Below are 14,436 nucleotides of genomic sequence, written 5' to 3' on the forward strand. Positions count from 1 at the left end.
CAAGTAAAACTGCAAAGCGCCAGCCGATCTGGCGATGGCCCGGACGCTTCCGGCCCAGATTGCGCCCTGCCTAGGCCTAACGGCAAGAAACAGGCTTTCACTGCTCCGTTGCGCCGCTAAGGAGCGTTAAAATTATCTATCGACTGCCGAGATACATATTCACGCTTATTGTAATCCCACCTATGGCAATGACAAACCATAATGCAGTGCTAACGTACGCGCCATCTCTGCTTTCATAAAATTAAGCTCAGATCATTCCACTAATATATTCGTAGAAGGGCAAAGATGTGGCGCCACTTCTATCATTGGGGAAGGCAGGCCTAGCAGGGTGGCAATCTCGATCCCGTCACTTCCACCCAGCAGATCGGCGAGGGTGTAGCCGTCCAGAACCGCGAGAAACGCCGCCAGTGCCTCGCCGAGCGCCCGCCGTAAGCGGCATGGGGCCGTGATCGCGCAGGCTCCGCCCGCGAAGCACTCGACAAGCGCGAGGTCCTCCTCGGTCTGCCGCACCACGGCCCCGACGATGATATCCGCCGGTGGCTTGGCGAGCCGGAGGCCGCCGCCACGACCCCTGGTGGTTTGGATCAATCCCAGGCGCCCGAGCTGGTGCACCACCTTCGTCAGGTGGCTCTCGGAGATGCCGTAGGCTCGGGCGATCTCGGCAATCGAGCTTTGCCTCCGCTCGTGCAAGCCCACGTAGATCAGCGTCCTGAGGGCGTAGTCGGTGTAGCGCGTCAGGCGCATGGCAGCTCCTATAAATGCATAAGATGTATCTCGGTTGCACCTTTTAAAGCAACGAGTCATAAGGTTCATCGATAATGAAGCTTATGGGAGATGCAGATGCCGAACCCGCTTGCCCCGGCCACCATCGCGCTGATCAAGGCCACCGTACCTGCTCTGGAAGGACACGGCCTCACCATCACCCAACGCATGTACGAGCGCCTTTTCGTGGACGCCGAGATGCGTGCCCTCTTCAATCAATCGCACCATGGCGAGACCGGATCTCAGCCGAAGGCGTTGGCGCAGGCCGTGCTCGCCTACGCCCGCAACATCGACAACCTCGGGGTGCTCGCGGGCGCCGTCGAGCGGATCGCCCAGAAGCACGTCGCCCTGAACATACTGCCGAAACATTACCCCCACGTGGCCAATGCCCTTCTTGGCGCGATCCAGGACGTGCTCGGCGAGGCCGCCACGCCTGAGATCTGCGCTGCCTGGGGAGAGGCCTACTGGTTCCTTGCCGAACTGCTCATCGGACGCGAGGCCACGATCTATCGCGACCTCGCAACGAAGCCCGGCGGCTGGAATGGCTGGCGCGAGTTCGTCGTCGAGAGCGTCACCCAGGAGAGCGAGACGATCCGCTCGTTCGTGTTGGTACCGTCCGACGGGCAACCGATCCTGCGACATGAGCCGGGACAGTATCTCGGCTTCCAGTTCGACCTACCCGGCCGGGGGGTGCTCAAGCGCAACTACTCCATCTCCTGCGCCCCGAACGACCGCGCCTATCGCATCACCGTGAAGCGGGAGGCATCGACGGGCGTACCGGCCGGCATCGTCTCGAACTGGCTGCATGACCATGCAGAAATGGGCACGCTGGTCAGGGCCGCTCCGCCGGCCGGGGACTTCTTCCTCGACCGAAGCACGGACGGACCGGTCGTTCTGGTCAGCGGCGGCGTCGGGCTGACCCCGATGATCAGCATGCTGGAGACGATCTCAGCCACCTCGCCGGAGCGTCCGACCTGGTTCGTCCACGGTGCCCTGAACGGACGGGTCCACGCCATGGGTGCACATGCACGGGCCCTGACGAAGGGCCATGAGAATCTGCATTCCCGCTTCTTCTATGCGGAGCCGGATGGGCAGGATCCCGCCAAAAGGCAACTCGCGGAGACGGGCCTGGTCACGGCGGAGTGGCTGGCCGCGAACACCCCGCGGGAGGAGGCGACCTACTACCTGTGCGGCCCCAAGCCCTTCCTGGCGGCGCTCGTGCACGGGCTCGGACGCCAAGGCATCCCCACCGAGCGGATCCGCTTCGAGTTCTTCGGGCCGGCCGACGAACTGGTCGAGGCGCCGAGACAAGCCGCCTGACCGCCCGCGCGCCGCGGCTCGCCGTGCGGGCCGCCTCGAACACCCCATGGGACCTCGCCGAAGCCAGGCGAGGTCCACCGGAACGGAAATCCATGAGTACCCAATCGGCATCATCCCCGGTCACCGACCGATCCGCCTGGATGGTCGTCGGCAGCGGCCTCGTCGCCCTTGCCGTCGCCATGGGCATCGGCCGCTTCGCCTTCACGCCGTTGATGCCGCTGATGATGCGTGATGGCACCCTCAGCGCTGCGGCCGGTACGGAGTGGGCCGCCGCCAACTACGGCGGATATTTCGTGGGTGCCGTCACGGCGTCCTGGTTCTCGTCCAACCCGCGCCGCGGGCTTCTGCTGAGCCTGCTCGGCGTCGCGCTGACCACGCTCTGCACCGCCGAGGTTGGTGCGGGCGGGGCGCTCGCCGGCGCCCTGCTTCGGGCCGCAGGCGGTCTCTTCAGCGCCTGGGCGTTGATCTGTGCCAGCAGTTGGTGCCTGGCGGAGTTGGCGCGGCGGCAGGTCTCGCACCTCGGAGCCTGGATCTACACGGGCGTCGGCCTCGGAATCGCGCTGGCTGGGACGTTGTCCTGGATCGGCGGTCGACAGCCGGCCGTCTGGCTTTGGTTGGAACTCGGCGCCGCCGCCGGCGCGGGCGCCCTGTTCGTCTGGATGCGTTCGCGCGGCCAGGGCGTGAGCCCGGTGCCCGTGGAGGAACGCGAAGCGACGGCAATCGCGGATACAGCCCGCGGCGGAAACCTATCCCTGGCGCTCTGCTACGGCGTCTTCGGCTTCGGCTACATCGTGCCGGCAACTTTCCTGCCCGCCATGGCGCGCGCGCTCACGCCCGACCCGCTGGTGTTCGGCCTGATGTGGCCTCTGTTCGGACTGGCCGCCGTGCTGTCCGTCGCCGCGGTGGCGCGCTGGCTGCCGCGATGGTCGCGCAAGCGGCTCTGGGCCGTGGCGCAGGGGACCCTGGCGCTCGGAACGGCATTGCCGCTGATCGCCCATGCCCTTTGGGCCATCGCCGCCTCCGCGGTCCTCGTGGGCGGCACGTTCATGGTCGTCAGCATGGCAGGCCTGCAACTCGCGCGCGAGGAGCGTCCCGACAACCCGACGCCGTTGCTGGCACGGCTGACGGCTGCCTTCGCCGCCGGTCAGATCTGCGGACCGGTTTTGATCTGGCTGATCGGGAGCAGGGAGTTGGCCAGCTGGGATGCGCTCGGAATGGTCGGCGCGGCTGCCACGGTGCTGCTGCTGCTCACCTCCGCTTGGCTGTGGCACGATGCCCGGGAGCCGACCTAGTCGTTGAAATCCGACGGACGGAACCCTTGCCTCTGGGATCGCCCCCGACCCGACCCGGTCGTGCCAACGGCTAAGGGCCCTTTCCGAAAGCGGCCAATGGTCAGCCGTCCAACAACATCGGCTTGGGATGGAAAGCAGTCTTTGACCCTTTATCCCGAAGCGGACGGGCCGTCCGCGATCACTGAGAACGCTTGCGGTCAGGCAGGCTGCGAGAGATGGGCTGACGCGCGAAGCTGCGTGCTATGTCCGCAAGAGGTCGAGCATGTTGAGGGTATCGGCGACCTTGCGCCGAGCCATCTCATTGAGCGGCAGGATTGGGCGCGGTGGTACGGCACGGCAGAGGTCGAGCAGATCAACCAGCGCGTAGATGACCCGCAAGCTTGAGAACTCTTTGAACAACTCCCAGAGGGGTTCAAGGCTGGCGTTCAGTCGTCGCGCTTCGGCTATCTCACCGGTTTGGACCGCCCTGACGATGTCCATGCCGATCTTCGGAAACAAGCCCGCGACCACGCTATACCAAGTATCTCCGCCTGCGATCAGCGCCTCTACCGAGTTCCAATCGCCGCTGTAGCCGAGCAAAAATCCTTCCGGTACCGCCTCGCGCAAGCTCCTCAGGTGCTCAGCCACGGCCTGCGGCTCCGGAGCGGGGCTTTTCACCGCGACGACACCCGAAACCCGGCTCAGACGCCCCACCAGCGCGGGACTGAACCTGAAGTGGGTGGTTCCGGGATTGTCGTAGATGCAGAGCGGCAGACCACTTTCGCGTGCCACGGTCGCGAAGTGCTCGAATACCTCATCCTCGGTGAGCGGCGTATATGACACGGCAGCGAGAAGGCCGAGATCGGCTCCGGAAGCCTTTGCGTCCTGAGCGATCTGCACCGCCTCGTCGGTCCGGAGCGCACCAACTCCGACCAGAAGCGGTACGCGCCCCGCGACCTCTTCCACGGCCACCTCGACGGCCCGTCGGCGCTCTTCGCGAGAAAGGAAGGGATAGGTGCCGGTACTGCCGAGAAGACCGATCGAGTGGACTTCCGCAGCCACTAAGGGACGGAGCAAGGCGCGCAGGGCGGTCACATCCACCTGACCTTTGGCGTCAGAAGGCGTGATCGGGAAGGCGGATAAAGTCGTCATGGATACTCCGGTAGTGGTCTTCATCCACTCCGAGTGGTCCGGTGGCCAGTGCCAATCTTGAAATTCTTACTAGACCGATTTTTGAAACTCGCTGCGCTCCCGCTTCAATGCATCCATCGTCCAGAAGCGGACAGGCAGGAAACCACCCCTCGCGGACGTTCGTAGCGGGTACCGAGCATCAGATCTGCACCGTGAGGCGGTTGGAAGCCGGTCTTGGAGGGTATCTTCGTCGGGTCAGGCCTATGCCGTCGCAAATTCAAGTCGCACACCGCCGGGCATCGAGCAGATGAAATGCCGGACGGGCGAGCCAGGCCGCATCGGTTCGGGGGCGAACTCGACCGTGACGCCGGGATAGGTCCGGATCCTTTCATGGACGGCGGCAAGGGCGGCCTCGTCGATGACCTTGAGCGCGAGGTGATGCAGCCCGACATTGGTTCGGCGGTCGAAGGGCACTGCCGTCGATGGATCGGCGACGCGCCAGAGCGTCACCATGACCGTCCCATCGGAGACGAAGACTGCGGGATAGGCGGCCACGCCGCCGACGACGGCCCATCCGAGCGCATCGACGAAGAACCGTTCTGCGGATTCGAGATCCGGCACCGCGAGCCCGACATGGTGCACTCCGACGGTGAGGGGTTGCGTCATCGCTGGTCCATCCTTGCAACGGGTCCGGGCGCGACCGGCAGCGAAAGCCGCCGGCTGCCGTGTGGGTTAGCCTATTCCATTGTCGGCATGACGAAGTCGGCGCCGGCGCGGATGCCGGTGGGCCAGCGCGTCGTGATGGTCTTCAGGCGGGTGTAGAACCGCACGCCCTCGGGGCCGTGCATGTGATGGTCGCCGAACAGCGAGGCCTTCCAGCCGCCGAAGGAGTGGAAAGCCATCGGCACCGGGATCGGCACGTTGATGCCGACCATGCCGACCTCGATCTGGTGCGCGAACTCGCGCGCCGCGTCTCCGTCGCGGGTGAAGATCGCGGTGCCGTTCCCGAACTCGTGCTCGTTGATGAGGCGGGCGGCGGTGGCGTAGTCCGGCGCACGCGTCACCGCGAGCACGGGCCCGAAGATCTCCTCCTTGTAGATCGTCATGTCCGGGGTGACCCGGTCGAACAGCGAACCGCCGATGAAGTAGCCGTCCTCGTAGCCCTGGAGCTTGAGGTCGCGGCCGTCGACCAGGAGCTCGGCACCCTCGGCCACGCCCTGGTCGATGTAGCCGCGGACCTTGTCGTGGTGCTGCTTGGTGACGAGGGGGCCCATCTCGGCCTCCGCGTCGGTGCCGGGGCCGACCTTGAGCGCGCGCACCTTCGGGATGAGCTTGGCCACCAGGGCGTCGGCGGTCTTCTCGCCCACGGGAACGACCACCGAGATCGCCATGCAGCGCTCGCCGGCCGAGCCGTAGGCGGCGCCCATCAGCGCGTCGACCGCCTGGTCCATGTCGGCGTCGGGCATGACGATCATGTGGTTCTTGGCGCCGCCGAGGCACTGGGCACGCTTACCGTTGGCCGTGGCGGTGGCGTAGATGTACCGGGCGATGGGGGTCGAGCCGACGAAGCTCACGGCGCTGACGTCGGGATTATTGAGGAGCGCGTCCACTGCCTCCTTGTCCCCCTGGACGACCTGGAACACGCCGTCGGGAAGCCCGGCTTCCTTCAGCCACTCGGCCATCAACAGGGCGGTTGAGGGGTCGCGCTCGGAGGGCTTGAGGATGAAGCAGTTCCCGCAGGCCAGAGCCACCGGGAACATCCACATCGGCACCATGGCCGGGAAGTTGAACGGCGTGATGCCGGCCACCACGCCGAGAGGCTGGCGCAGGGAATGGCTGTCGACGCGGGTGCCGACGTTCTCGGTGACCTCGCCCTTGAGGAGTTGGGGGATTCCCGTCGCGAACTCGACCACCTCAATGCCGCGCTGGATCTCGCCGGCGGCGTCGGAGAGCACCTTGCCGTGCTCGGCGGTGATGACGGCGGCCATCTCGCCGATGCGGTCCTGCAGGATGCCGAGGAATTTGTTGAGGATGCGGGCACGGCGCAACGGGGTGGTGCCCGCCCAGCCCGGGAATGCGGCGCGGGCGCTGGCCACGGCGGCGTCCACCTCGTCGCGGCTGGCCAGGGCGACGGCCCCGGTCTGCTCGCCGGTGGCGGGGTTGAAGACCGGTGCGGTGCGGCCGGAACGACCCGTGACGCGGGCGCCGCCGACGAAGTGCTCGATGGAATGAACCTGGGCCATTGTTTCCTCCCGGTACCGGCGACGCGCGTCGTCGCCTGTTTTGGTCGGCCCCTTCTCGCCCTTGGTTTTTTGCTGTTCAATGACCTTGTCCGCCGAACCGATGTGCGAAAATTCATGTCCTTGAACTGGGACCATCTTCAGGTCTTCCTCGCGGTCGCCCGGCAAGGTCAGATGCTGGAAGCCAGCCGCAAGCTCGGCCTCAACCACGCCACGGTGGCACGCCGCATCGAGGCCTTGGAAGCCACGCTCGGCACCCCCCTGTTTCATCGTCGACCCAATGGTTCGGCGCTGACCGATGCCGGCGAGCACCTGGTGCCCACGGCCGAACGGGTCGAGGCGGAGATCCTGGCGGCCCTGGCACGGCTGAGCGCGACGGAGGCCGAACCGAGCGGGACCGTTCGCATCGGCGTGCCGGACGGCCTGGGCAACCTGTTCCTGGCGCGTGAGCTCGGCCTGTTGGCGACGCGCTATACGAACCTGGTCATCGAGCTCGTCCCGTTGCCCCGTTCGTTCTCGCTCTCAAGACGCGAGGCCGATCTCGCCATCGGCCTCGACCGTCCGACGCACGGGCGCCTGACCATTTCGAAGCTCACGGATTACACGCTCGGTCTCTACGCGGCGCCGGCCTACCTCCGGCGTGCCGGGCCGGTGGCGAGCGAGGATGACCTGTCCAACCACGCCGGGGTCATCGGCGTGGACGACTACGCCTATGCGTCGGCCCTCGACTACATGGCTTTCCTGCAGGGTCGGGTCCGAAGCGTGTTCCGGTGCGCGGGTGCCATCGGTCAGTTGGAGGCGGTTCGCGCCGGGGCCGGGATCGGCATCCTCCACGACTTCGCCGTGGCCGACTGCCCGGACCTTGTCCGCGTGCTGCCGGCCATCGTCTTCCAGCGAACCTATTGGCTGCTCTCGCACCCCGACAGCCATGAGGTCCGCCGCGTCGCGGCCTGCCGCGAATTCATCACGCAGTGTGTCCGCGAGGAGAGGGGACGTTTCCTGCCCCGGGGAGCAGGGGCTATTCCGCGGCCTGAAGGCCGTTCCGGGCCGTAGCGAGTTCGAAGGCGTCCTTGGGCAAGAGATCAAAGGACTCGTAGGTGCAATCGAGGAAGCGCTCGAACGCGGCGGTGAGCAGACTGTCCCGGCGATGGACGATCAACGTCTGCGTGAAGCCCGCGCCGTCCGGAAGGGAATGGATCGAGACCCGGCCGTTGCGCTGCATTGGTTCGGCGACGACCCGTGGCAGCAACGAGATGCCCATGCCGGCCTCGACGCAGCCGATGATCCCGTCCAGGGTGCCGAACTCCATCCGGCGAACGTGCACCAGACCCTGGGCGCCGAGGAAGGACTCCAGCCGCAAGCGGTAGGAGCAACCGGTCTTGAACACCAGCACGCGCGCTTCCTGCTTGCTCGCCAGCATCGCCACGACCTCGTCGTGGCTCCTGAGCTTCGTGCCCGCGACGAGCACCAGTTCCTCCTCGAACACCGGGACGGTCGTGAGGTCGTCCTGACTGATCGGCCCGGAGACGAACGCTGCCTCGATCCTTCGATCCAAAACCGCGCCGATCAGCGCCTTGGTCGGCCCGAGCTCCAACTCGATGTCCACCTCGGGATACTTGCCGGTATAGGCCGTCAGCAGCCGGGGCAGCCGGAGCGCCGCAGTTGTTTCCATCGAACCGAGGCGCAGCGTCCCGCGTGGGGTCTCGTCGGACAGGACGGCCTGCTCGGCGTCGGCCAGCAGACGTGCCACCTGGGTGGCGTAGGGAAGCAGCCGCTCGCCGGCCCTCGTCAGCGTGACGCCCCGCGTGCCGCGATAGAACAGGGGAGTGTGCAGGGCCTGCTCCAGTGCCCGGATGCGACCGGTGACGTTGGATTGCACCGTGTTGAGAACGACCGCGGCCCGACCGATCCCGCCCGCCTCGGCGACAGCCGCGAAAAACATCAGGTCTGCACTATTCATGACATCTCAATCCGTGATGGGTGTCATCTGAAGGAATCATTATTCCTGAATTCCTCGTGCGGCTACATAATTCTTCCCAGCACCGAGTCGGCAAATCGGACCGACGGGCCCTGGGGGCAATCATGGCAATGCGAACCCGTCTGACCGAGGCGTTCGGTATCCGTCATCCCATCGTCCTCGCGCCCATGGACCCGGCTTCGGGAGGTGCCCTGGCCGCCGCGGTCAGCGCCGCCGGCGGTCTCGGTCTCATCGGCTGCGGCTACGGCAACCGCGAGCTTTTGGAGAGCGAGTTCGCCAAGGCGGGCAATCAACGCGTCGGTTGCGGGTTCATCACCTGGTCGATGGCGAACGATCCGGTGCTGCTGGACATGGCACTGGCGCACAAGCCCGCGGCGATGATGCTGTCATTCGCCGATCCCGCCCCGTTCGCCGAGAAGGTCCGTGCGGCTGGCGTCCCGCTGATCTGCCAAGTGCACAGCCTTGAGCATGCCCGTCGTGCGCTCGATGCCGGCGCCGACGTCCTGGTGGCCCAGGGTACCGACGCAGGCGGTCACGGCCTGACGACCCGGGGCACCATCACCCTCGTCCCCAGCGTGGTCGACATGGTTGCACGCGAGCGCCCGGAGGTCCTCGTGCTGGCCGCCGGCGGCATCGCCGACGGGCGCGGCATCGCCGCGGCGCTGATGCTCGGGGCGGACGGCGCGCTGCTCGGCACCCGGTTCTGGGCCACGCAGGAAGCCTTGATCCACCCCTCCGCCAAGGCGCGTGTCCTCGCGGCGACAGGCGACGAGACCGTGCGGACGTCGGTCTATGACATCGTGCGCAATCGCGCCTGGCCGGCCGCGTACACCGGCCGCCTGATGCGCAACCGGTTCATCGAGACCTGGCACGGCCGCGAGGACGAGCTGCGCGGCCTGGCGGCCGAGGAGCGCGAGAAGGTCGAGGCTGCGGACCGCAGCGGTGACCACGACGTCTCGAACGTGACCGTCGGCGAGGCAATCGGGCTCGTCAGGGACCTGCCGCCGGCGGGGGCCCTGGTCGAGCGCCTCGTCGCCGAGACCGCGGCGCAGTTGGCGTCGGTCTCCCGTACCTTGAGCGCCGCCTGATTCCTTTCAACACAACGAGGTGACACATGCCCCTTCTCCGCTTTGACCTGGTCGAGGGCCGCAGCCCCGCCGAGATCCAGACGCTGCTCGACGCGACCCATGAGGCGATGCTGGAGGCTTTCCAGGTGCCGCCCGGCGACCGCTACCAGATCGTGCACGAGCACCCGCCTAAGCACCTGATCGTCGAGGACACGGGCCTCGGCATCCCGCGGACGGACAAGTGCGTGGTCCTGCAGGTGACGACCCGGCCCCGAAGCCGGGAGATGAAGGAAGCCTTCTATCGGCTTCTCTGTGGGCGCTTGCAGGAGAAGTGCGGGATCCCGGCCACCGACGTGGTGGTCTCGATGGTCACCAACACGGATGACGACTGGTCGTTCGGACACGGACGCGCGCAGTTCCTCACCGGCGAGCTCTAACGCTGCCCGGAAGTTCCAATCGGATTTCTCATGGCCCACAGGGCTTATGACCAAGTAATAAGAAGCTGTAAAAACATGTATTGAATAGCAGTTGGCACGTGATGTGCCTTAGCGATCCACATCATCAGATCATCGGGGGCAGAACATCATGGAGCTATACAAGCCATCCCTGCGTGTGCCTGACACGCAGGACGTCAGTCTCGGGGTGATCCTTACCATCATCCTCATGGTGGCCTATTTCGGGTTCGTGGCGATGGGGGCGTTCGCGCCGGCCGTGCTGGCCAAGCCCGTCCTATCGGGCGGAACCGTCAACTGGGCGTTCGCCTATGGCTTGTTCGTCATCGTCCTCGGCGTCGTGCTGACGGGCATCTACGTGCTGGCCGTCAACCGCGCCGACGCGCGCCTGTCGGGGAAGTGAGCGCCATGCCCATGCATCGACACGCGGCCCGCGCCGCCCTCACCGTCGTGGCCCTCCCGCTCGCCACGCCGGCGTTCGCGGCGGCAGCCGAGACCTCCAGCCTCAACCTGACGGCAATCAGTCTCTTTCTTTGCTTCGTCCTGTTGACGCTTTGGATCACGTGGAAGGCCGCCCAGCGCACCAAGTCGACCGACGACTTCTACGCGGCGGGCGGGAACATCACCGGATTCCAGAACGGCCTTGCCATCGCCGGCGACGCGATGTCGGCCGGCGCCTTCCTCGGGCTCACGGCCTTGGTGTTCACCTCCGGCTTCGATGGGCTGATCTACGCCATCGGTTACACCACCGGCATGCCCATCGTGGTGTTCCTGCTGGCCGAGCGCCTGCGCAAGCTCGGACGCTACACCTTCACGGACGTGGTCTGTTCGCGGCTCAGCGAACGCCCGATCCGGATCTTCGCGGCCTGCGCCTCGCTCGTCGTGGTGGCCTTCTACCTGATCGCCCAGATGGTCGGCGCCGGGCAGTTGATCCAGTTGCTGTTCGGCCTGGACTATCTTTACGCGGAGTTCCTCGTCGGCGTGCTGATGGTCTGCTACGTCATGTTCGGCGGCATGGTCGCAACCACCTGGGTACAGATCATCAAGGCCGGCCTGCTGATGGCCGGCGCGACGCTGATCGTGTTGCTGGTGCTTGTGACCTATCGCTTCGACTTCGGGGCGCTGCTGGCGCAGGCCGCAGCGGTGCATCCCAAGGGCACTGCGATCCTGGCCCCGCAGGCCGCACCCAAGGATCCGCTCTCGGCCCTGTCCCTGGGTCTGGCGCTGATGTTCGGGACGGCGGGTTTGCCGCATATCCTGATGCGCTTCTTCACCGTGCCGGATGCCCGGGCGGCGCGCGTGTCGGTGTTCTGGGCGGCGACGTTCATGAACTACTTCTATGCCCTGGTGTTCGTCCTCGGTTTCGGCGCGCTCGTCATGACCGCCGGTAATCCGGCCTACATCGGCGTGGGCGGTGCGCTGCGCGGCGGCGGCAACATGGCGGCGATCCACCTCAGCCATGCGGTGGGCGGCGATGCGATGATGGGATTCATCTCGGCGGTCGCGTTCGCAACCATCCTGGCGGTCGTCTCCGGCCTGACGCTTGCCGGCGCCTCGGCGGTCAGCCATGACCTCTATGCCGGCGTCATCCGCCGGGGACGCCTCGACGAGAAGAGCGAGTTGCGCATCTCGCGCATCGCGACCTTCGTGCTCGGCCTGGTCGCCATCGGCCTCGGCATAGCCTTCAAGGGGCAGAACGTCGCCTACATGGTCAGCCTCGCGTTCGCGGTGGCCTGCTCCTCGACGTTCCCGGTGCTGCTGCTGGCGCTCTACTGGCGCGGGCTCACCACGACGGGTGCCGTGGTCGGCGGCACCGTCGGCCTCCTGAGCGCCCTTGGACTGACCCTGGTCGGACCGGCGGTCTGGGTGAAGGTGCTGGGCAACCCGGCGCCGTTGTTCGCCATGGACCCACCGACGCTGGTGACCCTGCCGCTGGCGTTCGCGACCTGCTGGCTGGTCTCCCGTCTCGACCGGAGCGCCCAGGCCGCCAACGACCGCGAGCGATTCGACCTGCAGCAACAGGCCGCCTGATCCGACGATCCACCCCCTTCACGTACCGGCCGCGGTCCCCACCGTGGCCGGTACGGCTTCATGCCGAAGGCATCGGTATTTCCGATGAGGGGGGTCTGCAGGAACCATTTTTCCCCGGCGGGCGCGGCGACTATAGGCCGGCCCACGCGGTCGCCTGCACCACCATGAGGCCACTACAGGGATGCGAGCATGACCTTCAAGCTGTTCGCCAGGCGGGCCATCGCGAAAAGCGTCGAGGCGCGGGTCCGCGAGATCATCTCCGCGCTCGACGAGGACAAGGTCGCCCATGATGCCGGGGCGCTTCCGGGCGAAGGCTCCGCCCCGCGTCTGATCGAACATCTGCGCACGGACGTATCGGTATCCGGCGACGCGGCGGACTGGGCCGAGATCATCGTAGGGTTCGGTTCGCTCGATCCCGGCGTTGCCGGCGAGCTTTGGGGTCTCATTGTCGTGCCGCGAACGATGCGTACGTTCAGCCCGGCCGAAGTGACGTTCGTGGACCCGACCTACCTGTCTTCGGGACGGAAGTGACGGGACCCGAGCGGTGATTGACCTCCGGATGGGCGGTCACGTCGATGGAAGGGTTGAACATCATGTCTCGAACGGTGCGCTTGACCGATCTGCTCGGGCTCAAGCACCCCATCGTGCAGGCGCCGATGGCAGGCGTCTCCACCCCGGAGCTGGCGGCGGCCGTCTCTAACGCCGGGGGGTTGGGCTCCATCGGCATCGGTGCGAGCACGGCGGAGCAGGCTCGCGGGATGATCGAGGGAACGCGGGCCCGGACCGACCGGCCATTCAACGTCAACGTCTTCTGCCATCCGTCCGCCCGGCGCGACACAGCGCGCGAGGCCGCTTGGCTGGCGCATCTGGCGCCTCTGTTCACGGAGTTCGGTGCGCCCGTGCCGGAGACCCTCAACGAGATCTACAAGAGCCATCTCGACGACGACGAGGCCCTTGAGTTGCTGCTGGAGACGCGACCGGCGGTGGTGAGCTTCCATTTCGGGCTTCCAAGGGCCAAAAGCTTGGCCGCCTTTCGCGAGGCCGGCATCAAGACCATGGCCAGCGCGACGAATCCCGACGAGGCGGCACGTATCGAGGCCGCCGGCATCGACGTCGTCATCGCCCAGGGCATCGAGGCCGGTGGGCATCGCGGCATGTTCGACACCGAAGCCCATGATCCGGGCTTGAGCACGTCCGTACTCGTCAGCTTGCTGGCGCGACGGACAAGCCTGCCGATCCTCGCCGCCGGTGGGATCATGGACGGGCGGGGTATCCGCGCCGCGCTCGAACTCGGCGCTGCCGGCGCACAATTGGGCACGGCGTTCATCCTTTGCCCGGAAAGCGCGGCCAACGATGCCTACCGCGCTGCGCTCCGAAGTCACCGAGCCTATGACACCCGCCTGACCACGGCGATTTCCGGTCGTCCGGCACGTGGCCTGGCCAATCGCTTGATCCTGCACGGCATCGCCCCCGGCTGTCCGCCGGCTTGCGATTATCCGGTCGCGTACGATGCTGCGAAATCTTTGCACGCGGCCGCGGCGGGGCGTGGGAGCGATGCCGCCGCTGCGCAATGGGCTGGACAAGGGGCGCCTCTCGCTCGTGAACTGCCGGCGGCGGAGCTCATCGCAAAGCTCGTTCAGGAGGTCCGCGGGTCTTGTCCGTAGCTGAGATGCCGCTTCGTCGCTCTTCAATCAGGGAGAAGCCGGTCGGGTAAGGATGTGACCTTCCGGACCATCGAACGGGCCAACTATTGGGTGCCGGAGGAGAACGCCAAGGCGCTCGTCAGCGCCATCACGGATTTCAAGTAGGAAGGCTTATGTCCGCTTACGGGCGACGAAAGCGTCCGGCCGAACGACTATGTTGGGTCGGGACCCGTCCGTCCGCTCTACGACTGGGATGGGTGGCAAGCGGACCTGAACCTTTTACCCCGGAGCAGACGTTGCGCCGTCGATCCACCTTGCCGCTGTTGCTCATCCAAGCTGACCTCGAAACAGCAAACGGGACCATGTTCCACCGTGTGTACCGCCGCTAGGTCGACATCGCGTCGACGATCTCGAACCATTCCGTCGCGGCGTGATATGAGCTCAGCCCTGAGAAGTGTGTCTTCGGCGGTCCGACCTTGTCATGCGTGTTCTGCTCATCGCGAGCCTAATGCTGTTCGGTTTCGTCCAGGCTGTCCTCGCC

At 66.2% G+C, this 14,436-nt stretch carries 14 protein-coding genes; 9 read left to right on the top strand and 5 right to left on the bottom strand.

What is annotated here, in order from left to right; genetic code table 11:
- Nucleotides 1–252 precede the first annotated feature (252 nt).
- Entirely contained in the window at nucleotides 253–744 is a 492-nt protein-coding gene (locus tag MFF13_RS02000; protein WP_238270371.1) for an Rrf2 family transcriptional regulator, read from the bottom strand.
- Between the two features lie 96 nt (nucleotides 745–840).
- Between MFF13_RS02000 and hmpA the strand changes: the two genes are divergently transcribed.
- Nucleotides 841–2,082, top strand: a complete 1,242-nt coding sequence (gene hmpA, locus MFF13_RS02005; RefSeq protein WP_238270508.1) for an NO-inducible flavohemoprotein — start codon at nucleotides 841–843, stop codon at nucleotides 2,080–2,082.
- Nucleotides 2,083–2,222: 140 nt separating this feature from the next.
- Nucleotides 2,223–3,374, top strand: a complete 1,152-nt coding sequence (locus MFF13_RS02010; RefSeq protein WP_238270394.1) for a YbfB/YjiJ family MFS transporter — start codon at nucleotides 2,223–2,225, stop codon at nucleotides 3,372–3,374.
- 240 nt (nucleotides 3,375–3,614) lie between these two features.
- Here MFF13_RS02010 and MFF13_RS02015 read toward each other — a convergent pair whose 3' ends face one another.
- The 3 genes from MFF13_RS02015 to MFF13_RS02025 form a co-directional block, all read right to left on the bottom strand.
- The gene (locus MFF13_RS02015; protein WP_238270404.1) at nucleotides 3,615–4,529 is read right to left on the bottom strand and encodes a dihydrodipicolinate synthase family protein; all 915 of its coding nucleotides are present in this window, start codon (nucleotides 4,527–4,529) and stop codon (nucleotides 3,615–3,617) included.
- Nucleotides 4,530–4,745: 216 nt separating this feature from the next.
- Nucleotides 4,746–5,150, bottom strand: coding sequence for a VOC family protein (locus MFF13_RS02020; RefSeq protein ID WP_238270414.1), 405 nt, complete (start codon nucleotides 5,148–5,150; stop codon nucleotides 4,746–4,748).
- A 71-nt stretch (nucleotides 5,151–5,221) separates the two neighbouring features.
- The gene (locus MFF13_RS02025; protein WP_238270424.1) at nucleotides 5,222–6,727 is read right to left on the bottom strand and encodes a CoA-acylating methylmalonate-semialdehyde dehydrogenase; all 1,506 of its coding nucleotides are present in this window, start codon (nucleotides 6,725–6,727) and stop codon (nucleotides 5,222–5,224) included.
- Between the two features lie 120 nt (nucleotides 6,728–6,847).
- On the opposite strand from MFF13_RS02025, the gene MFF13_RS02030 reads away from it, so the two are divergent.
- Nucleotides 6,848–7,777, top strand: coding sequence for a LysR family transcriptional regulator (locus MFF13_RS02030; protein WP_238270510.1), 930 nt, complete (start codon nucleotides 6,848–6,850; stop codon nucleotides 7,775–7,777).
- Here the strand turns inward: MFF13_RS02030 and MFF13_RS02035 are convergent.
- Nucleotides 7,743–8,684, bottom strand: a complete 942-nt coding sequence (locus MFF13_RS02035) for a LysR family transcriptional regulator (RefSeq protein WP_238270434.1) — start codon at nucleotides 8,682–8,684, stop codon at nucleotides 7,743–7,745. The genes MFF13_RS02030 and MFF13_RS02035 overlap by 35 nt on opposite strands.
- 122 nt (nucleotides 8,685–8,806) lie before the next feature.
- Here MFF13_RS02035 and MFF13_RS02040 point away from each other — a divergent pair, with 122 nt between their 5' ends.
- From MFF13_RS02040 to MFF13_RS02065, 6 genes are all read left to right on the top strand, one after another.
- A complete protein-coding gene (locus tag MFF13_RS02040) occupies nucleotides 8,807–9,790 on the top strand; it encodes an NAD(P)H-dependent flavin oxidoreductase (protein WP_238270512.1) in 984 nt (327 codons plus the stop codon).
- A gap of 26 nt (nucleotides 9,791–9,816) precedes the next feature.
- Nucleotides 9,817–10,206, top strand: a complete 390-nt coding sequence (locus MFF13_RS02045) for a tautomerase family protein (protein WP_238270449.1) — start codon at nucleotides 9,817–9,819, stop codon at nucleotides 10,204–10,206.
- A 175-nt stretch (nucleotides 10,207–10,381) separates the two neighbouring features.
- On the top strand, nucleotides 10,382–10,624 hold the full coding sequence (locus tag MFF13_RS02050) for a DUF485 domain-containing protein (protein ID WP_238270470.1): 243 nt from the start codon (nucleotides 10,382–10,384) through the stop codon (nucleotides 10,622–10,624).
- A 5-nt stretch (nucleotides 10,625–10,629) separates the two neighbouring features.
- Nucleotides 10,630–12,252 carry a cation/acetate symporter ActP gene (gene actP / locus MFF13_RS02055; protein WP_238270481.1) on the top strand — a complete coding sequence of 541 codons (1,623 nt, stop codon included), beginning with the start codon at nucleotides 10,630–10,632 and terminating at the stop codon, nucleotides 12,250–12,252.
- Nucleotides 12,253–12,441: 189 nt separating this feature from the next.
- Nucleotides 12,442–12,783 carry a hypothetical protein gene (locus MFF13_RS02060; RefSeq protein ID WP_238270489.1) on the top strand — a complete coding sequence of 114 codons (342 nt, stop codon included), beginning with the start codon at nucleotides 12,442–12,444 and terminating at the stop codon, nucleotides 12,781–12,783.
- 80 nt (nucleotides 12,784–12,863) lie between these two features.
- Nucleotides 12,864–13,916, top strand: a complete 1,053-nt coding sequence (locus tag MFF13_RS02065) for an NAD(P)H-dependent flavin oxidoreductase (protein ID WP_283205805.1) — start codon at nucleotides 12,864–12,866, stop codon at nucleotides 13,914–13,916.
- The last annotated feature ends 520 nt before the right edge of the window (nucleotides 13,917–14,436 follow it).

It is taken from the genome of Methylobacterium cerastii, from assembly GCF_022179125.1.
Classification (GTDB): Bacteria; Pseudomonadota; Alphaproteobacteria; order Rhizobiales; family Beijerinckiaceae; genus Methylobacterium; species Methylobacterium cerastii.